Source organism: Ruegeria sp. CL5 (assembly GCF_056536485.1).
The window spans coordinates 1-19,585 of record NZ_JBQFPS010000019.1 but is presented as its reverse complement, the minus strand read 5'-3'; the positions used below and the strand labels follow the sequence as shown (position 1 = coordinate 19,585).

Here is a 19,585-nt window from a genome sequence, read left to right as displayed (position 1 = left end):
ATTACCCTCCTGTTTTGGCGCTGATAATCGTCAGGTCATCGAGCATCCAATGGTCGCCATGCCGCGAAACATCTAGCAAGCCACGATAAGAAACCGCTTGCCTATGTAGATGCCCCCAATGACCTCCGCTTACACGGGCAGTCCAATTGGCGAGGGCCTGATGCTGATTTCTGTCTTCGCCGGGCGTGAAGCTCTCGACATTCAGGTCTGAAATCGCTTCGACGCGAGCCATGGCACCAGAGGGCAAGGTAACTGACAAGCCACGACGCATTTCTGCTTGAACCTTGTCGCGATTAATTGCTTCGACATATGGCTCCATCGCACCTAAGGCATTATCATCTCGCGTCTCAAGCATCGTAGTTCCGATGTTGGTCACTAGCCCTTCTATGATTTGACGCGTCGCGATGTCATCCGGCTCGGGCGCTGTCGACGGGTTGTTCAGCCAATACGTGACAATCGCAGCGGCACCGAATGCCCCGGTCAGGCCAAGTAAGATCAGACGCTGACTATTTGCACGCTGCAACGAGTAATAGGCGCATATCAAACACAGGAATCCTAAGCCGAACGCAAACGAGGGCACCTGTGTTACACCCGCGACTTTGACGACAACCGGGCTCGTCTTTGGGTTTGTCCAAGTTTTCAAGTGATTGTTCCAACTTACAACTGGATCGGATTCATAAATCTGCGAGGGGACTGCCCCTGCCGGATCGGAGATGGTGATCGGAATAATATCCAGACCATCTGGAAAAAGTTCCCATGCCAGATCAACTCGGTTCGGCAAGGTCTCAACCGGATAGGAAAGGACAACGCCCAGTAACAGCGTCTTTCGGTTTGCCTCCGCCTCATCCGGAAGAACACGCAAGCCTTCGGCCCCAACTTCGATACGTGAGACCTGTACCGTTTCCGGTTTCATCGGCTTGCCGTCTACGGCGAGCGGGTTTCTATTCGCAAGAAAGTCCGATACGCCAGACTTGATCCTGGCGACATCATCTGGAGTTAATCTCTCTGCGCCTCCCAAGCCCAGATCGGCCCAAGTTTCGATATCTTTCAAACGCAATATGATCTCGTGCCGGACGACACGCGGCTCCATGGCCAGGAACGACATCATAGGGGACTTGTGGTGACGGGTGAGATTTGGGTTTTCAAACTTTGTAAACCACGGATCGTTCCAATCTGGACGCATGGTCTCAGCCTGAGAAAGGTAACGATAGTCTGTCACCGGAACACCCATGTGCTCGGCCACAACGCCGAGTGAAGCCAAGGGAATCCGTTCTGAATTTACCGGGGGAATGAACGTGATCCGTTCAGGCTTGCCATTGAACGGAAACTCCATATCCACGAATACGACATTTTCGCTGCGCGGCCGCGGTCGATACTGAGCGCTCGCTGCTGTTTGCCGGGTAATTCTAGGGCGCACATCAATCGTATTCGTTGTGCTGGTCAGTTCCTCTTCATCTGCCCAGACTTGAAGGTTTTGACCCGTGCGCTCAGCCAGCGACCTACCTGAACCATCATCTGGAATGACGAAAATGGGGTAGTCGCCCAAATCGACCTCAAGGATAACGCGAACATGATCAGGCTGTACCGAAAGCTCAACAAAGTTCGGGGCGGTTTCTCCGCCGTAGGGGGACACGAGGTCAGCGATCGATGGGTTAGCGCCAATCGCCCAACTTGCGAGCGCCGCGCCCACCCAAACCCATGTCTTGCCGCAATCGCCGACCTTAGAAATGAAACGCGACGGCAGCATAGATACCATTCTGGTCAACATCATAGGCAAACTCCCCGCCCGAACGGTCAGTGGAATAGTCAATTCCATAGAACTGATAGCCAAACCGCAGGGACGTGTTCTCCCAGCCTTTCCAGTCAAAGCCAGCCAGAAGCAGGTATTGTAGGTCATCGCCGTTCACACCGGAGCCACTCAGTTCAGCGCGGCTGGCGAAGCTCCATTTCTCGTTGATTTCCATCGCATAGCGGAGCGCGATCATCGGCTCGAACCAATCTTCTGTTCCACCCAGCGTTACGCCGGGCCCGGGACCAGCAATGTCGATTTCTTGTTTAAGCCGGTTCCACTGGACGCCAATTGCAGCGTCTGCTGCATAGCGTCGACCCGAAGCATTGACCCCGTTCGCAAATCGGTAGGCTCCCTGAACATTTACAAAGGTCTGCCGGACATCAACATCGACGTCTACTCGTCCGCCTGGCAGGGTTCCGTCTTCGCCAAGCCTTACATAGTACACTTCCGAGATGATCCCGAAGTCGCCGTTCCAGCCTTCGTAACGTACCGAAGCTGCGCCCTGTAGCACGTCCAGTACTTCGCTCAGGCTCAGGTCCAGATCGACGCTTGTTCCATCTATAGTTGATGTGCCCGTAGTGCTTAGCGGAAGGAACAGATAAGGGGTGATCGAGTGCCGCCAACCACCTTCATCATCTTCAGAACGTGCAAGAGACTGGGCGTTGGCGGCATGAGATATCGCGACAAGCAACCAACCAACACAGACCAAATAGCGAGAAATCAATGGGGTATATCGCATAGAGAGTTCCGATCAGAATTGAAAGAACCGGCGCGTGTTGAAGCCGAGCCGGTCAAATTTGATATTAGTTGTCACCCGGATACGGGAACTCTTTGCCCAGCGTTTCTGACGCTTCTTCAAAGATCGGACGTAGTACATCATCAACGTCCCATTTTCCGTTCTCGATGAATTCGGTGAAACCAATAACGTCGGGTGACATACCAACAGTATCAGCAAAGTCAGCACGATCCTCTTCTTTGGGCGCTTCTGCGGGAGAAGCTAAAGGCGGCGACCATGTATCTTCGTCGACGGCAGCCATCCGTACGCGAATATCATCTTTGGTCACGTTCCACACCATGAGGTCATCCGCGAGGCTAAGCGGGCCATCATATGTCGTGCGGATGCGCTCATCGACTGCGCCCGCCGTGTCCCAGTCATTGAAGAAATGATAAGCAATGGCCATGCGCGGCTTGATCTCGCTCATCACCTTTCCGAACGCTTCAGGTGCTGTGTGTACTTGGGTGCCAACCAACAGCGCAGATTCAGGGCTGAACTTCATTTTTGTGACCAGATCAGGTACTGCGATGAAACATTCGTGGATCGCGATATCCGCGTCTTTTGCGTACTCGATGAACCACTTGTTGGGGTAAGTGTCAGATCCGTAAACAAACTTCAGATCGTTCCATTCCAAGGCGAAGCTCACCGAGCCATCGATTGAATGGATCGCTGGGAAAGAGCGAATAACAACCCCGTTGTCTTCATAGATGACCTGGTTCTCACCTTTGTAGTCGAACTCGTTCACGTTCATCTGGTAACCGCGAAAGTCCACGTTACCCGCACGACCGGCGAGATCCCAAGTCAACATTTTCTTCATATGGTCAAGCGCATAAGCTGTTCCCAACTCTGGTACCTCTCCGCTCGGCCCCCATACGTTTAACGGCACGTTTCGACCCATAAGTGCGCCACCAACAAATAGTTCATGCAACGCACCGAAGTGATCGGTGTGCAGATGGCCGATGAAGACTTTGTCCAAATAATTGTAGGGAATTTGCAAGGAGCTGATGTTTTCTACCGAACCAGAGCCGATATCGAAAAGGAACTTATCTCCATTGCCCAACTCAACCAAAAAGCAGGCTGCGGCCTGACTGGCGCGCGTTGTGGGCATTCCGGTTCCACACGCGATAACCCGCATTTCATCTTCGGCGAGATCTTCGGTGTTGGGGTAGTACACATCGCGCAGGCGATCACGCACCTTCGTCGGTGAAATTTCTTCTGTTTCCTGCGCGTACGCTGCTGAAGGAGCAACTAAACCGATGACAGCTTCAGTGACCGCTCGAGGAGAAATAGCCCAAGCACCAAATACCACGCCGATTGCGAAGTGCTTGCCAAGATTCCTGTAGTTCAAACGTTGGGTCATGTGTCATCCTCCAGTCGCTTAGTAGGTTGGCAAGCTGGGAATGCGGATTTTCGCGCTCCGGCCCGCTGTTTTGGTTTCAAGTCTAAGGCTTAGGGACATTCACGTAAGTGACTCACGGTGAATAACGGGGTGACTCACGCGCCAATAATTGCAAAAATACGAATATGGTGAGGAGTTCTGAAAACATCTCAGGCGGTCAGAAACGCGCTGCCCTAAGCAGGTTGCTTGCCGATGCTCATCTGGATGGATCCGATAGGCTTCAGGCGTTCCTGACGTACATCGTCGAGGAAGAACTCGCCGGTCGGGGAGATCAAATTCGCAGCAAGACTATCGCTCAGGATGTATATGACCGCGACACCTCGGAGGGGACCGATCCGGAAAACATCGTTCGCGTCGATGCACGGCGGCTTCGTCAGTTCTTGGAACTGCATTACGAGGGTATCGGAAAAGATGATCCGGTACGACTGTGTATCGATAGCGGTGGATACAGGCCGCGGTTCGAAACTGCCTCAGAAACCAGTACAGTATCAATCTCAACAAAAGCCAAACGCTTTGGGCTGCCCATAGGGGCGTTCACCATTGGGGCCGTCGTTGGTGCGTTGGTCGCGGTTGGTCTTGCCCAAGATGGACAGGAAACTGCTTCTGCCGAAGTGGGTGGCATAGCTATAACTGACTCGAACGCGTACATGCAGCGCGTGGCAATTTACGAAAAATCCCCAGCTGCATTACAAGCATTCAATTTGGCGGAACAAGCGCGGACATTGATATTTCCGATCTTCGACCGACAACGCCAGCTACTGGTTCTGTCCGTATTCGAAGGCGTGATCGAGATCGATCCAGAATATTTCGGTGGGTATGCTGGTGCTGCGCAGGCACTCGCGTCGCTTGCGGTGATAACTCCGCCATCCGATGCCAAGACCGAATACACTGAAGCCGCTATGAAGCTGGCGAACCAAGCGGTAAGCCTTGCCCCAGACCAAGCCTGGAGTCAGTCTGCCAAAAGCTGGGCCTTTTTCGCCAATCGCGACTATGACGCCGCGCTGCAACTCAGTAGACGCGCATCAAAACTTGATCCAAATGATGGTGCTGTACTCGACTTTCTTGGTGCAGTGGCGATGTTCTCGGGCGAATTCAAGGAAGCAATTGCAACGGCTGACAGACTCTCTCTGCTAGGTTCCAGTAACCAACGATTTGCTAACAGAAATATCTCGGGCGCGACTTACTTTCATCTTGGTGAATACGAAAAGACCGTAGAGCGCTTTGAGGAGGCTAAGCAACTTGGCGATCCACTCAGCGCTCCTTCGCTTGCCTACGTTACGGCAGCGCTATCAGCCATGGGGCAAGATTATGCGGCTAAAGCCAAACTGGCCGAACTTGAGCGTGCGTGGCCGGATGCGCCATTAGGTGCAATGCTCAAGAGTATCCACAAAGACGTCGAGAACGCAGAAGCGGTGCTAAGCGAGTTACGAAAACAAGGCTGGGTAAGCCCAGTACGATAGGGTGATGCACAACAGCCGGTAGCGATGCCAAAGTCAAAAGAGTCTCTGCTGGCGCCAGTACTCAGGTCGACACTCAAATCACCAGCGCGGGTTCGAGTTCGATATCAGAAAGTGAGATAAGGGACGTTTGCTCAGTCTTCGCAAAGTCCGTTTTCTATGCAGTACGTTCATTGGGGCACCGTGAAGCACTGATCAAAGTGGGTTCTCCTGACACTTTCGCCGCAATCTGCAGCAACGGCCGGTCTGGTACGGATCGAAATTCGCTGCGTGGGGCATGAACTGGCAAGAAGCTGACAAAGTCCGAATTCGCTGCGGTTGCTCGAACGTCAACTGCTGGCGGGTCGCGACGGCGCCCCCCCCGCAGGTCGGGCGGGAAAGGGACTTTCACTGCGATGGCAAACTTCTTTTTTACTCGTCGCCAAAGGGGACCAACGTACATCTATCGCCGATGGGTATTAATTCCGGCTTTCAAAATGTAGATCTGGGTTCAACATTCCTTTACCAAAAATCATTTTAGTCGCTCAAAAAAACTCTCAAACTCTGCGTCCGAGATTGTTGCGCACTCGTTTGGGCTTGGAAATTGCTCCTCTTCAACAGATTCCCTGAACGCCGTAAGTGCAACTCGGCGTTGGCGTGTTATCTGTTCATATAGTGAATTGAGATCACCAAAGGCACGTGCGTGGCGCGGGCTTTCGGTTTGCTCTCCGCATATGTCATTTTGAAAAAGGTAGATAATGTCTGAGCCGGGACCCGAACCGAGCGACGATGTTAACAGCGACGTACGCGAGGAAATCTCAGCCATTACTCGGTCACAGATAACTTCAGCCTCTACCGAAAAGGCTCCGGCATCTTCCATTGAGCGAAACGCATTCCAAAGCACGATAGCCTCGTCCGCGGTCTTACCAACGGCGCGCAGGCCGCCCCGCCAAGTGGATTTGCGAGGAACCAGGCCAAGATGACACATCACGGGGATATCTTCGCGCGCTAAAAGTTCAACAATGTGCGGCCCTCTTGCCGTGTACCGGTCACTCAACAATGGACCAAATTGCTGCTGTCGCAGCCCGCTTTCCGGACCTTCGCTGCGAGAGCAAAATCTCGAAATCTACGAATGGGAAAGTCGCGGATTTTTCTACCGCCGAGTTGCAGCCTTCGAATGGCAGAAAGCAGACGGTTGCGACCGAGCTGTCAAACAAATTCGAGCTAATCTCTGCTGGGACTGCGACACCGTCCCTATGCCACGTCGGACTCGCGACACTCAGCGAGTGCGGCGGCGCGATTCAGCTTGAAGAGGTGTCGACTGGTGAGGCTATCGACCACCCTGCCTCGCCTCAAGCCAAGTTCATCCGATAAGCCAAGTTAGCGCGCAACCGTCCAGAAGCAGCCACGAGCTCGCCGACTATCTTTGTAAATTTGCGACCAAGTGTATTCCGGAAAAAGTAACCTTTATAAAGCAATACGGACTTTTTTGACGTAGCCGTGAGACCCTTGTGACGCTGAAGAGATGTTAGTGAGAGCTTAGTGGGGCTCCCTGATGAAAATCTCGCTCCCTATGAGTGTCATCGATCAACCCCGGGTGTTTTACTTCATGCTAAAGGTGCACTGGAAATCTTGCTCGACCGTAGACGAGGGTAAAATCACCCGAGTGCGGGCTGAACTAGTTTCGGTGGAACCAGAAGGGTTCAGATTAATCGCCCCGATCGATTGCGAAACACTTGATGAAATTCCGGAGTGCATTCGGCGATCCATCTTTCATAACCAATTTGGACCAGGGCGATTGCAATGAGGGCACGGACCACCTCTCGACGCTATAGCGCGTTGCGTGACACAGCCTATCCTTATGTTCGCGCAGCAATGAATGACTTTGGTCATGACCACACCGACGAGAGCATCGAGGAGATGCTCTTGTCGGCATTTCCAAATGCCGATCCGGAAGTTGTTGAGAGCTTTTTCCGCAGTCTTTCGAAAGCAGGCCAGGCGTTGGCTCCGATTGCCAAAGCGGCGGCACCGATCGCGAAAAAGGCACTTCCCGGCGCGATCCAAGGCGCTGTGCAAGGCGGAACGATCGCCGGCCCTTGGGGCGCAGTTGCCGGTGCTCTGGGTGGCGGTGCGCTCGCGGCAATAAGACAGCCCGCGAAACCGACTGCGACCGCCGCTGTTGCCCCAGCTATAGCCCCTAGTCCACCCGTTGGAGCGACAGCGCCAGTTGGTGCCGCCCCCGCGAATGCAACCCCCGCTGCCCTGCCCTCAAACACGACAGCGCAATCGCAAGCCGCAACCGCCCAGCTTCTGGCGTTGTTGTCCCGGCCCGAAACCCTGCGTGCCCTGCAGGCGCTGGCGCTTGGGCTGGAGGGCCGCAAGACGCTACGCGTAGGCAGCCAACCCGTGCCGCCTAGCGCTATCGCCAATGCCATATCAGAGCTGGCCGCCGAGGCCGCACGCACGCCAAGCGCACGAGAAGACGAGGCCTACTACATCGGCGAGGCGGGTGTGCCCCGCTGCGACATGGCTAGCCCCACCGACCAGGCGGCGCGGCTGATGGCCGACTTGGCCGAGGCCGACGAGGCCCACACCAAGCGGACCGCGCAACTGCGTGCGGCGCTGCACCACCGCCTTTTTCCCCGCCGCCCCGCACCGGAGTATGTCCAATGACCGAGCAATCCCATTCCTTCGACGGCAACGAGGCGCTGGCGACGATGCTAGCCGCGATGCTCGATACAAAAGGCGACGCGAACGGGTTGCAGCAAATGCTGACCGGAATGACGGGCAACGCAATGCAGGCCGACGTGCTTAGCATGTTGATAAAGGCCGGGGAAACAGCAGAGGACTTCGATGACCGCCTGATCGAGGACGCAGACTATCGCGATCTCGACGACCTCGGAGATACCGACCCATGGCTCAGTGAGGACGTTTTTGACGACGCGTCCCAAGAGGAGCTGGAAGCGCTGCGGCAGGCCAACGACACGCTCGCCGACGCGCTCGGTGCATGCGCGATCTGCTGGGGTGGCGACAACGCCTGTCACCACTGCCGCGGCCGTGGCCGCCCCGGTGCGCGGCGCCCCGACCCTGCCCTCTTCACCCAACTGGTTATGCCAGCGGTGCGGGCCATGCGTCGGGCCCCCGGCCCACCCTTCGCCGCGGCGCAAGGCATTAACCAAAAGGAGACGGAAAATGACGGAAGTTTACCCGGAAGAACTTGACATCATGGAAGATTACGATGGTGACGTCTATGACGACATCGACGATCTGGACGATGATGACGACGATGAACTTTACGACAGCGATTACGATCCCGACGAGGCGGAAGACCTGATCGACGACCTGCTCGGCGAGGCCGCCGATGGCTATGGCGACGACCTGGGTGACTTTTTCTGGGGCAAGAAGAAGCGCCGGCGTCGACGCAGGAACCGGGGCCGACGGGTGAACCGGGCTTCGCGGCGGCGCAGCTACATCCCGCCCGCATCGAGTCGGAAGGTTCAGCAGCGCCAACTGAAGACGATTACCGATGCGCAGGACCGCAAGATCGCGCGCAACGCCTCAGGCATCAAGACGCTGACCAAAAGTGTAAACGGTATGCAGCGCCGGGTCAGCGGGCTGGTGCGCGTGAACACGATGCAGACAAGCCAGATCCGCGCCTTGCGCACCCGGCTTCGGACCGATGCGGCGATAGACGTTGCCACCGCGTTCGAGGGCGAGAATATCGATTTCGGCAACATCGCCCGCGCTGCCGCCAAGTTCGGTGCATTCGACAAGGGCGCCTTGTCGAACCCCTACCTGATCGGTGGCCTCGTGCTGCTTCTGCAACGCGGTAACCTGCTGGGCAACCTGTTCAACAAGGGGGGCTGAAACGATGTCACTGAAAATACCGACTTCATCCATCATCGGCGGGCGACCCACCGCATCGGGCCTCAAGGTCGACGTGCCGATCCTGTCCAACATTCTCGGAGGATCGGGCGGATCGGTAACCGCGACGCAGGCGCAGGACAACCGCGTGCTGCTGTCGACAGTTGCAGCCATGGCGTCGGTAGCACCGGCGGACAGCCTGTCGTCAGCCTCCGAGGCCAAGGAAGACCAGGGCAAGGCAGCCGTGACAGCCAAGAACGCACTGGAGGACAAGAACGACAGGGCCAGGCTGGAAGAGGTTCTGGCACGCGCCGTCAAGGCGCTGAAGGATCCGGGCACCGCGCCCGAAGCCGGCGATGCCGCCACTGCGGCTGCGCGGTCCATCGGTGCAAGTGTTGCCGCAACCGCGGCAGCAGCCTCGATGATCACTGGCGAAGGCAAAAGCAAGGCCTCGGTGGAAGCTCAGAAGCGGCGCGAGATCACGCTTGTCTGGGTGGTATCCACCGGGCGCGGCACAGAGCTTCTGGAGACCGCCGCGCAGGCCGCCAACCGGGTTGAGCAACTTGGTTTCGTACCCGGTGAGGACGCCGACGAGATCACTAAACTTAAAGCAACGGCCGAGGATCACGAGGCCCGCATCGCCGCGCTTGAGGCCAAGACCCCGTAAGGCGCGGACCGCCATTCGCCACAAATTGTCGTTCACCCGATCACAGGGTGTACGCCCCCCATCACGCGTGCACCCCGCAAGAAACGCAGGAGGCGGCTATGTCCGGTCACACAGAACCTAGCTTTGTTAATCCCGGCCTCGCCGAAGTGCAGCGCGGCGGCACCGGGGATGACGAGATCGCCCTTGCGGTGCGGCTCAATGACGACGCGCCCCTACCCCACTTCGTGCGACAGGTGTCACGGATGGGCCCGATCGCCACGTTGCGGGTGCGCCGCGACCGACTGGGCGACCTGGCCACCTGCGGTGCCATTGACACTGCTGAACCGGCGCGTGCGGTGCGCGAGACCGAAACCGTGGCTCATACTGGGGACCTACGCGCGCTGATGCCCGGCCCGGAAACGCGTCGCCCTGCGGGCGTAAGTGGTTTCGGCGAAGGCGTTGTTATCGCCTGCCTCGACACCGGGCTCGACTTCGCGCTGCCTGATTTCCGGCATCCCGGCCCGGATGGGCCCGGAACAGGCGGCACCCGTCTTCTGGGCCTCTGGGACCAGCGCGGGCAGAGCGACGGCAACCACTTCGGGTATGGGAAGATCCACACAGCCGCCGCCATCGACGCCGCTTTGGCGACCAATGATCCCTACGCCGCGCTGGGCTATCATCCCGGCAAGGCTGACCGGCGGGCGCGCCAGCGACGGCACGGCGGTTGGGTCGGCACTCATGGAACACATGTCCTGTCCATCGCCGCCGGAAACGGCGAAGGTGGCAGTCCGATGGGCGTTGCGCCCCGCGCCGACTTGATATTCGCCTCGATCGCCAGCACAACTCCGATCCTTTTTGGCGGCGTGCTGGGCGACAGCATCGCGATCTGCGAAAGCCTCGCTTGGGTCTTCGACCTCGCAGGTGACCGCCCCTGCGTCGTTAACATATCGATGGGCGCTCAAGGCTCGGGGCATGACGGCAGTTCGGCGGTTGAACAATTCATCGACGCCGCCGTAACCGCCCAACCGGGGCGCGCTGTTGTGAACTCGGCCGGAAATTACCGCCACAAGAGGATCGCCGCGCAGGGACGTGTCGCGCGGGGCACCAACCTTCCCTTGCGGTTCTCGGTCCCGCCATCCGATCCGACCCGGTCGGAGATCGAACTATTCTACAGCGTGGCCGACCAATTAACCGTCAGCGTCACCGCGCCCAACGGTAGCGAAACGCCGCCGGTTGGCCTCGACGAGGATGCACCCATCTTCGCCGAAGGGCGTTCGGTGGGGCATATCTATCATCACCGCCGAAAGCCGCTGGGCGGAAACGGCGATCGCCATGTCGACCTTTTCCTCTGGCGCGACGCGCCAGAGGGCGACTGGTGCATGACACTCCACGGCAAAAATGTGCGCGACGGCAGGTTCCATGCGTGGATCGAGCGCGACAGTGGCCGCTCGCCCGCGTTCACCGGGCCTGAGATGACCGAGCGTTCGACAACGGGCAGCCTTGCAAACGGGATGCACTCGATCACCGTCGGGGCCACCAATCCACGCGCGCCGGGTCTGCAGTTCGGCCAATTCTCCAGTTCAGGGCCTACGCGCGACGGGCGCACCAAGCCCGAGATCGCGGCGCCGGGCGTTGCGATTGTCGCGGCGAAGTCCACGCCACCCGACGGTTATAGGGGACCGCGCAGCGTCGCCAAGAGCGGGACAAGCATGGCAGCGCCACACGTGGCCGGTGCGACGGCACTGATTTTTCAGGCCAGTGCTCGCCCACTAGAAATCTCCGACACCCGCGCCATCCTATTCGGCAGCGCCCGGCGCCCAGAACCAGTTACACCTGAAACCGCTCATCTGATGGGGTACGGTATTCTCGACATCGTCGCCGCCGAAACGGCCGCGCGGCGCTTTGGCGATGACAGGGCGGCGGATCTGGCAGTGCCCGCCATCACCGCTACCACCACGCAGCACCTAGCAGAAACCGCAGCGGAGGACGCCATGCCGACCGATTATCTTTACGCCGATGCAATCCAGGGCTCCACAGCCGCCCCCGCGGAGCAATGGGCGCCACCGGTTACTGAGGCGCAGCCGCGCTATACTGTGCCTAGCCGCGTAGCCGACTGGGAAGACCTGATCCGATTTCGCCCTTCATCCGCGGTGCTAAAACAGATCGCCAGCGGTAAGCTGATCAAATACCGGCTGCAAACCATCCCCGGCGCCAAGAGCGACAACATCAACCTCGATTACTACCCGGTCTACGTGAGTCGGATGCCGACCTACCAGGGCAGGCAGATGACCGGAGCCTCGCTGTTCCGTCGCTTCCGCCTCAAGATAAACGACTACCTCGATATCGGCCTGTCCGAGTTCACGCCGGTCTCGGTTCGCGACGCGATAAGGTGGGTCTCGCCCAACCCGGTCGGGACAGTGATCTTCATCGACATCGAGGGACCCGACAACGCCTATGTTGTATGTTCGGACGCGACGCCCACGCGCTGGCGGTTCAGCACACTGACGCGGGAAATTCCGTTAGACTCCGACGAGCACCCGGTCAGCGGAACGCGCGAATTCGGCTACCACGGCAGCCAACAGCGCGCCGTGTTCTACACCCGTGGTGCGGATCGGGCAACCTACCGGCTGGAGTTTCTGAACCGGAAGGTGTTCGAAGGCGGACACAATCTGTGGCGAAGCTTCCAGCGCGAATTCGTCAACTGGGTCAACCGACATGGGGGGCGCGCCGAACGGTTCGCTTTCGGTTCCCCGCGCCCCAACACGTTTATCAGCCGCCGCGTGTCCTGGTCTAAGGTGCAGCGCGAGCTGGGGCTCTGAGATGACCGCACTTGCCCCATCGCCCTCGCCGATGCAGGGCGCGCGGTTGATCCGCAGCCTGCCCGGTGGGCGGATATTCGACGGCGAGATTCAGTCGGATGCGCTGGAACAGCCCGCCGCTCTGGCGGCGCGCGGCATTCCGGTTGAGCGCGCAGGTCCCGGCTATTACGCGCTGGTGGCTGCGCCGGGTCACACAGGGACCGCCGTTGGCCGCATTGTGGCCGATATCGCCGGGAATCCGCTGCCCCGGCAGGTGGTAGTGCAGACCGAAGGCACGGTCTGGGTGCGCCAGCCCCGCGACCTTTATCCCGGCGTGACGCTGAAAAAGCAGCGTGGCCAAACCGTCGCCCTGATCGACATGCGCAAGTTCAGGCCCAAGACCGTGCGCGAACTTGCCCGAATGTTCCACACCGAAGCCAGAACAGTACTGAGCTGGCTGGTGCAGAAGAACGTAAACAAGCATGTGCTCAAGCCGCTACACGACCAGACGCCCCTGTCGTGGGAAGGGCCCGCCGCTGCGCGGCGCGACCTGCGCACTCATCACCCCTACAACACGACCAGGCGCGGCGGCCCGTACCAGTTGCCCCGCGACCAGTTCCATGTCCCGGCCGCGCTCGACCACCCGATTGTTCTGCCCGCCAACGCAAAGATGCAAAAGGCGCTCAAGGCCTACCAGGATTACGTCGTCAAAAAGGCCAAGGCTGACCTGCTGGAAGCGCCGTTGAAGGCGCTCGAAGCCAAGATCGGCCAGATCGAGACCAGGAACCGGATATTGCAAAACCGCATCGGTCTCAAGCGCGACCTCACGGCAGAACACGCCCGACCCGTCGCGTTATTGCGTGCGCTCGACCTGATCTTGTCGACGATGAAGCGGTTTCGCGGCGACGGCTACAGCAAGCGCAAGGAAGAGCGGCTGGAGAGGTTGCGCGCGCATCTGGGCACGGTGATCGAACAAGCCGACGACGTGTTGATCACCCGCCCGGTCGGTTACGAATACTGGACAGCTCAGGTTCGTGCATCGACCGACGAGCTATATGACCTGCTGCACGCGCCCGATTTCCTTTCCCTGATGGGCGTTGTCACCGCGCAATACGCGCTGGTCAGCCAGGCCACGCGGCGCAAGATCGAGGAGGCGCTGCTCAACGCCTATTACCTGCTGGTTGCCTCGCCGCGCAGCAAGGAAGCGCTGGATGATATCAGCGGCGTGGTGGACGCGTTGATGGCCTCTGATCCACCGCCCGCATCCGTTCCGCCCGACTTCAATCCCGAGTTTGCTGCCGCCGTCATGACGCAACAGCGCCCCTTCACCTTCAACTCGGCGCTGCAAATCCTTGCGGTCGGGGCCAATTTCGGCGGCCGCACGGTGGCGAATCTTCCGGGACCAAATTCCTTTGTTGTCTCGCTTCTCAACGTCGCCGGTCCCGGTCTGATGGCGCGGCTGCAATCGCAAGGGGCGGCTCAGAACTTTGGCGGCAAGGTTTTTCGCGCCCTTCGAGCGGTGGCGAGACTTTCTGACAACGAATCCAAGATCCTGCTGGGGCTGGTGGGCACCGGCACACCGGAAGACATGGCCAGGGCCCGAACAATGATCTCGGACAAGTGGCCGGGGCGCGGGGTTGGCGGGGTGCTGGTCTTGCTCAACATCGCGGCGATGCTGCAGGTGTGGCGCAGCAACGAGGAACTGACGCTCAAGGCATGGGCCGACCTGTTGGACAGCGGCACCGGCGCCGTACTCGGAACCGCCAAAATCCTCTCGACCATCCGGGTGCTGAAAGACAACCGCGCAATCAAATCTCTTACACGCGGCACCGGCGGCAAGGCACTCGGGGCGCTCGGCGGCTTACTTGCGATTGCCAGCGGGGTCGAGACCGCGCGCGACAAATACGATCGGGCCGACAATATCGGCTTCGCGCTCGGGTTGGTTGAGGCGGGGTCCGGAACGGTGTCGGTCATCGGCTTTCTGATGACCGCAGGAGCGGCGACCTCTTGGGCGGGTGTGGGCGAAGTACTGATGCTGGCCGGGGTGATCGTCGGGCTTGCTGGGGCAATCTGGTCGGCCATCCGCGACTATGTCACTGAAGGCACCGAGCACGTCGCCGACCAATTCATCGATGCCTTCGACAGCAAGTATGGTCCTCTGTGGCACATGAAGCAGAAAGCCAGGGACAGTGCACTTCCGCCAGACTCCAGAAGGCGGCTAAAAGAGCTTATGGCCAACCACAAGGCACTGAAACGGAGGGTCAGCGACACCGAATTCTGGGATATTAGTTTTGCCGGGGTGCAAACGCTGGCCAACCTCGATTTCTGCCCTGACCTGATCGCAACGCTTACCGATACTTCGAAAGCCAGGGTGACGCGGCGGCTGGTGGACCTTGGCCAGTGGACAGTGGCCGATCAGCGCCGGTGCTCGGGCGAAGGCGACACCGACAAATCCACCACCGCCAGCCGGACGATGCCGCGCCTGAGGCTGCCGTGACCCCCTTTGGCAAGTACTCGCGCCCAAGGCATCCTTTTCGATCTTCGGCTGTAAGTATTGGTGGATATCGATTAGGGTGTGGGGCGTATTTCGAATCTCTTTTTCTAGTTTTGGTTGGGTTTCGGAGGGTATTTTGATGACGGAAACGAAAGTACTTTTGTTTGGTCGGTTTTCAATCCATCGTGCCGGGCAGCGCGTTGACGGGTGCGGCGGCGGAACCACCAAAGACCGCGCAATTCTCGCTCATCTCGCGCTCAGTCGCGGGCGTTTCGTGGCGCGTGACACGTTGGCCACGACGTTCTGGGGCGACATGTCCCAAGCCTCCGCCCGACGCGCGCTCTCCACTGCGCTATGGCGGCTTCGCCAACGCTTGGCCAAGGTAAGCCCCGACGCCGCTGGCCTTATCCAGTCTGAAGGCGACGGCGTGCGCTTTGCAATAGAGAAAGCGGAGGTGGACGTACTGAGGTTCCTCGACGCGTTGGAAGTTGCTCAGTTGGAGCAATCGTCGGCCGCAGATGCCGAATTGGATCGATCTTTGAGTTTGGTGCGAGGCGTTTTCCTTGAGGGGCTTTACGACGAGTGGACCCTGGTGCAGCGCACTTTCCTGGAGGGGCGCAGACAAACAGCGCTGGAGTTGCTAGCCCGCGCACATGAATCTGCACACCGGTACGATCAAGCTGTTGCAATGGCCGCTTCTATACTGGAGGATGATCCGCTACACGAACCGATGCATCGAGTGACGATACGTTGCCATTTGGCCCGCGGCAATCCCGCCGCCGCGATACGACAATATTTGCGCTGCACGGATTCACTACTGAGCGAACTAGCGGTTCATCCCACTGACGCTACCACCGCGTTGGTGGCCAATCTAATGGCGGCCAAACTAGAGTTCATTTCCGCAGCCCCTCGAAAGCAACTGCGACCTGCCCGCCAACACGTGCTGAATCTTCCTAAATGAATGATTCTTCGTTTTGTTAAGCCTTACGGCTGATCGTTTAGTTGGGTGAGAACCGCTATTCCAGTTGCGAAGCGAACGACTGCTTACCGCCCTCCGCAACGTATGCCGCGGAGTGCGGAAAATGGAGTGGATGGGCTCGGTGCGGTCATTCGCAGAATTTTCGTGCGCGTCTGCTTCGCGGACTTTGCAGCCATCCGCATTTTTACTTCAGAGTAACGCATTCAGCCCAAAGCAGATCTTCAAATTACGAAGAACGATTGAACTCTTCACAAGAGAGAGTATCACTTCGCCCGATGGGAGAGGCTGACAACGCGAAAAATCTGCACAGGGCTACCGATGCCCTTCAGTTCCCGTTCCCCCAGTTCTTCGGTCTCCACATGTTGTTCTATGTCTAGAAGCGCCCGTTGGTTCAAAAGGATCTGCCCGTCGCTGGCAAAGTCGCAAAGCCTGGATGCGGTGTTCACAACTCCACCGATTGCGGTGTAGTCGGCGCGACCATGAAACCCGATAAGCCCAAGCGTCGCGTAACCACTACTGATCCCAATACCCAAACCCATCGCGTGCCCGAGTTTCTGCCAGGGTGCTCGTATTCCTTCGAAGGCTTCGCTTATTTCTTTAGCCAGCCGCACGGCTTGCAGAACGGGCTGATCGCAGGGAACCGGATCATTGAAGAACACCATCAATCCGTCTCCAGCTCGGTATCCGATTGTTCCCTTGTGTTGGGCAACTAAATGACCGACTTCATCGTGGAAATGCTGGAGAAGGGTGATGACATCTTCTGGCTCAATCGCCTCGGAAATCGCCGTGAAATTGCGGATGTCGCAGAATAGGCAAGCGATGTATTGACGATGAGTTTTAAGAAGCTCGTCAGAGTTTTCTTCTACGACAAGCTCCGCAACCTGAGGAGCAAGGAATTGTTTGAGTCGGGCTAGCCTGTCAATCTCGCCTTCCTGGCGCTTTACCTTCTCGGTCAGTCTTTCGTTCAATGCCTCTATTTCATGTGTCTGGTTGCGAACCGTGTGGTTCAAAGCATCGAGTATAAAGTTCTGGTTTAGCAAAGCCGCGATCACCAAAAGCACATAGGCGAGCGCTTCGACACGTTCGTCATAGCCGAAGTACAGCGTGACAATTAGGATGACGGCAGCAATCCCTCCGAGGACGAGTGGAAGCTCCTTGGCATGCCGTTTCCGGTCTCTCCATAAGAAACTAACCGCCAACAATGCAAACACCCACATGAGCACCGCTTGCGCATGTGGGTTTATGGAAAGCGCTTCGTAGCCAACCAAATAGGTCAGCAAAATCCCGGAATAGCACGTGGCCAAAGAAGCCAGAGCAGCCAAGACAGCTCCGATCCCGATTGGCATCGAAATTCTGAACTCCTCTGTTGCCACGCCGATACCGTCGTCCACAGCACGCGGCGAAGGTTCCGCGGCAGAGTCATTTCGGTGTTCGGGATCAGACATGGTCCTCGTTTGCGCTTGGCTGCTGGTAGAGTACGTTTGAATTGAGGTTGCGTCAAAATCAAATACCTGCACGGGACAGTTGAGGGTTTCACCAAATCAACAACGACAAGCGAAACAACCTCATGCTTCACAGAACCAACTTGCAATCACCCGTCTCGGCGTAGTCATCTAGGATACGGGGATGGAGGAAACTGATGACACGATGGCAGCTAGTGGTCTGTATTTTGTGCACGCTGACCCTAGTTGCTTGCGCTCCAAAATCTCGCACCTATGAAAAGACGGTATCGGCCTCGCTTCCGGCAAACTCGCGCACAGCTCTTAGTCAGGCAGCCAACCGGCTTGGCGATCCCAAAGACGGTCGGTCGGGTGTCAAGCTGATCAGTGACGGCGAAGAAGCGCTTGTTTCACGTTTGCTGTTAGCGGCTGCGGCTGAGCAAACGATAGACGCGCAATACTACCTTCTGCACAACGACCCAACGGGCCACCTTTTTGCAGCCAGTCTTTTGCAGGCGGCAGATCGGGGTGTTCGCATCCGATTGCTACTGGATGACATGGATACGTCCAGTTATGACGCGATGACGGCCGCGTTGGACAATCACAAAAATATTGAGATCAGGTTGTTCAATCCTTTTTGGCGAGATCAAAGCCTGTTGATCGCAGGTTTGACAGACTTCAAGCGCATCAATCGCCGAATGCACAACAAGTCAATGACGGCAGACAACGTGTTCACGATTGTGGGTGGGAGAAACATCGGTGCCGAGTACTTTCTCGCTCGGGAAGAAATGAACTATGCTGATCTGGATGTGCTGGCCGCAGGCCCCGTTGTACGGGAGGTGTCGCGTAGCTTTGACTCTTACTGGAACAGCGAGTTTGCCGTTCCAGCTCGGGTGGTTGTTGGAGAACCTCAGGAATTTGACCTTGGTGATGCGCGAGTCAGGTTGAACGAACTGGTCGATGAAGCGAAGCAAACGCAGTATGGCGCGGCTCTCAGAAAGTCAGCACAAGAGAACTTCGCAGATGGTGCCCTGTTACTGGATTGGCTGCCTGCGAAGCTTTATGCTGATCCGCCGTCAAAAGCCGCCGGTCTCGAGAACTCAGGTCCCGTTCTGGCATCTCAATTGCTTCCGTACTTTGAGAATGCCAGCAGTGAGGTGAACATCGTCTCTGCCTATTTCGTGCCGCGCAACAACGGTGTGAAATGGTTGACCGAATTGGAAAGCCGCGGCGTCGACGTAAAGGTTGTAACCAATTCACTTGCATCTAATGACGTCGCACCCGTCTACGCGCACTACGCCAAGAAACGCCGTGCACTTCTACGCGGTGGAGTAGAACTCTATGAGCTGCGACCTGACGCCTATCAGGTCCAACGCCGGGGTATTAACTGGGCTCAATCCAGGTCAGGTCTACATTCAAAGGCATTCGCAGTTGACGACCGATACTTGTTCGTAGGGTCGTTCAACTGGGACCCGCGATCTGTCAACATCAACACCGAGATGGGAATTCTGATTGACTCGCCAGCATTGACTGAGCAGACCATGGGTGCCTTGGACGACGCACTACCCGCATACACATATAACGTGACGCTCGAGATAGCTGGTCAGCTTAAATGGACGACAAAAGGCGATGATGGCACTGTAATTGAATACCAATCCGAGCCGACGGGATCGGCCTGGGATCACATAGTTGCTGGATTTCTAAGTATTTTACCAATTGGTTCGCAGCTTTAAGTTTTTTGTCAGATAGCCGACGCTACCAGAGAACTCCGGCCTGTAAAACGGCAGCCCTGGGTAGAAAACGCCTGTTGATCGTTTCCAGCCTATAATTTGGTTTGTCCGATAGCTAGAATGGTGCTGTCAGACTAATTCGAACCAGTCTCAGTTTGCCGCAGAAACCGCGAACCTATCCGGAACAAAGTTGACGCCACTCGGCGAGAGCGGCGGCGCGCGTCAGCTTGAAG

The 19,585-nt window shown here is 57.6% G+C and carries 15 protein-coding genes; 10 read left to right on the top strand and 5 right to left on the bottom strand.

Annotated features, from left to right (window positions below; all coding sequences use genetic code 11):
- Position 1: 1 nt before the first annotated feature.
- The 3 genes from ACR0IU_RS21405 to gntH all read right to left on the bottom strand — a co-directional run bounded on the left by ACR0IU_RS21405 (position 2) and on the right by gntH (position 3,927).
- Positions 2-1,771 carry a hypothetical protein gene (locus ACR0IU_RS21405; protein WP_480717665.1) on the bottom strand — a complete coding sequence of 590 codons (1,770 nt, stop codon included), beginning with the start codon at positions 1,769-1,771 and terminating at the stop codon, positions 2-4.
- Entirely contained in the window at positions 1,722-2,531 is an 810-nt protein-coding gene (locus tag ACR0IU_RS21400) for a hypothetical protein (protein ID WP_480717664.1), read from the bottom strand. The genes ACR0IU_RS21405 and ACR0IU_RS21400 overlap by 50 nt, the downstream gene beginning before the upstream one ends.
- Positions 2,532-2,595: 64 nt before the next feature.
- Positions 2,596-3,927, bottom strand: coding sequence for a guanitoxin biosynthesis MBL fold metallo-hydrolase GntH (gene gntH, locus ACR0IU_RS21395; RefSeq protein WP_480717663.1), 1,332 nt, complete (start codon positions 3,925-3,927; stop codon positions 2,596-2,598).
- A gap of 164 nt (positions 3,928-4,091) precedes the next feature.
- Between gntH and ACR0IU_RS21390 the strand changes: the two genes are divergently transcribed.
- Entirely contained in the window at positions 4,092-5,426 is a 1,335-nt protein-coding gene (locus ACR0IU_RS21390; RefSeq protein WP_480717662.1) for a tetratricopeptide repeat protein, read from the top strand.
- 508 nt (positions 5,427-5,934) lie between these two features.
- Here ACR0IU_RS21390 and ACR0IU_RS21385 read toward each other — a convergent pair.
- On the bottom strand, positions 5,935-6,459 hold the full coding sequence (locus ACR0IU_RS21385; RefSeq protein WP_480717661.1) for a 3-methyl-2-oxobutanoate hydroxymethyltransferase: 525 nt from the start codon (positions 6,457-6,459) through the stop codon (positions 5,935-5,937).
- Positions 6,460-6,461: 2 nt separating this feature from the next.
- On the opposite strand from ACR0IU_RS21385, the gene ACR0IU_RS21380 reads away from it, so the two are divergent.
- From ACR0IU_RS21380 to ACR0IU_RS21345, 8 genes are all read left to right on the top strand, one after another.
- Positions 6,462-6,776: a hypothetical protein gene (locus ACR0IU_RS21380; RefSeq protein WP_480717660.1), complete on the top strand. Its 315-nt coding sequence runs from the start codon at positions 6,462-6,464 to the stop codon at positions 6,774-6,776.
- 429 nt (positions 6,777-7,205) lie between these two features.
- The gene (locus tag ACR0IU_RS21375) at positions 7,206-8,075 is read left to right on the top strand and encodes a hypothetical protein (protein ID WP_480717659.1); all 870 of its coding nucleotides are present in this window, start codon (positions 7,206-7,208) and stop codon (positions 8,073-8,075) included.
- The gene (locus tag ACR0IU_RS21370) at positions 8,072-8,623 is read left to right on the top strand and encodes a hypothetical protein (protein WP_480717658.1); all 552 of its coding nucleotides are present in this window, start codon (positions 8,072-8,074) and stop codon (positions 8,621-8,623) included. Before ACR0IU_RS21375 ends, ACR0IU_RS21370 begins: the two co-directional genes overlap by 4 nt.
- Positions 8,595-9,269: a hypothetical protein gene (locus ACR0IU_RS21365; RefSeq protein ID WP_480717657.1), complete on the top strand. Its 675-nt coding sequence runs from the start codon at positions 8,595-8,597 to the stop codon at positions 9,267-9,269. Before ACR0IU_RS21370 ends, ACR0IU_RS21365 begins: the two co-directional genes overlap by 29 nt.
- A 4-nt stretch (positions 9,270-9,273) precedes the next feature.
- Positions 9,274-9,933, top strand: a complete 660-nt coding sequence (locus ACR0IU_RS21360) for a hypothetical protein (protein ID WP_480717656.1) — start codon at positions 9,274-9,276, stop codon at positions 9,931-9,933.
- A 98-nt stretch (positions 9,934-10,031) separates the two neighbouring features.
- The gene (locus tag ACR0IU_RS21355; protein WP_480717655.1) at positions 10,032-12,731 is read left to right on the top strand and encodes a S8 family serine peptidase; all 2,700 of its coding nucleotides are present in this window, start codon (positions 10,032-10,034) and stop codon (positions 12,729-12,731) included.
- Between the two features lies 1 nt (position 12,732).
- Positions 12,733-15,207: a hypothetical protein gene (locus tag ACR0IU_RS21350; protein WP_480717654.1), complete on the top strand. Its 2,475-nt coding sequence runs from the start codon at positions 12,733-12,735 to the stop codon at positions 15,205-15,207.
- A gap of 136 nt (positions 15,208-15,343) precedes the next feature.
- Positions 15,344-16,165, top strand: coding sequence for an AfsR/SARP family transcriptional regulator (locus tag ACR0IU_RS21345; RefSeq protein ID WP_480717653.1), 822 nt, complete (start codon positions 15,344-15,346; stop codon positions 16,163-16,165).
- 281 nt (positions 16,166-16,446) lie between these two features.
- On the opposite strand, the gene ACR0IU_RS21340 is transcribed toward ACR0IU_RS21345, so the two are convergent.
- Complete coding sequence (locus ACR0IU_RS21340) at positions 16,447-17,700, bottom strand: adenylate/guanylate cyclase domain-containing protein (protein WP_480717652.1); 1,254 nt, start codon at positions 17,698-17,700, stop codon at positions 16,447-16,449.
- A gap of 122 nt (positions 17,701-17,822) precedes the next feature.
- Between ACR0IU_RS21340 and ACR0IU_RS21335 the strand changes: the two genes are divergently transcribed.
- Positions 17,823-19,355: a phospholipase D family protein gene (locus tag ACR0IU_RS21335; RefSeq protein ID WP_480717651.1), complete on the top strand. Its 1,533-nt coding sequence runs from the start codon at positions 17,823-17,825 to the stop codon at positions 19,353-19,355.
- Positions 19,356-19,585: the final 230 nt, after the last annotated feature.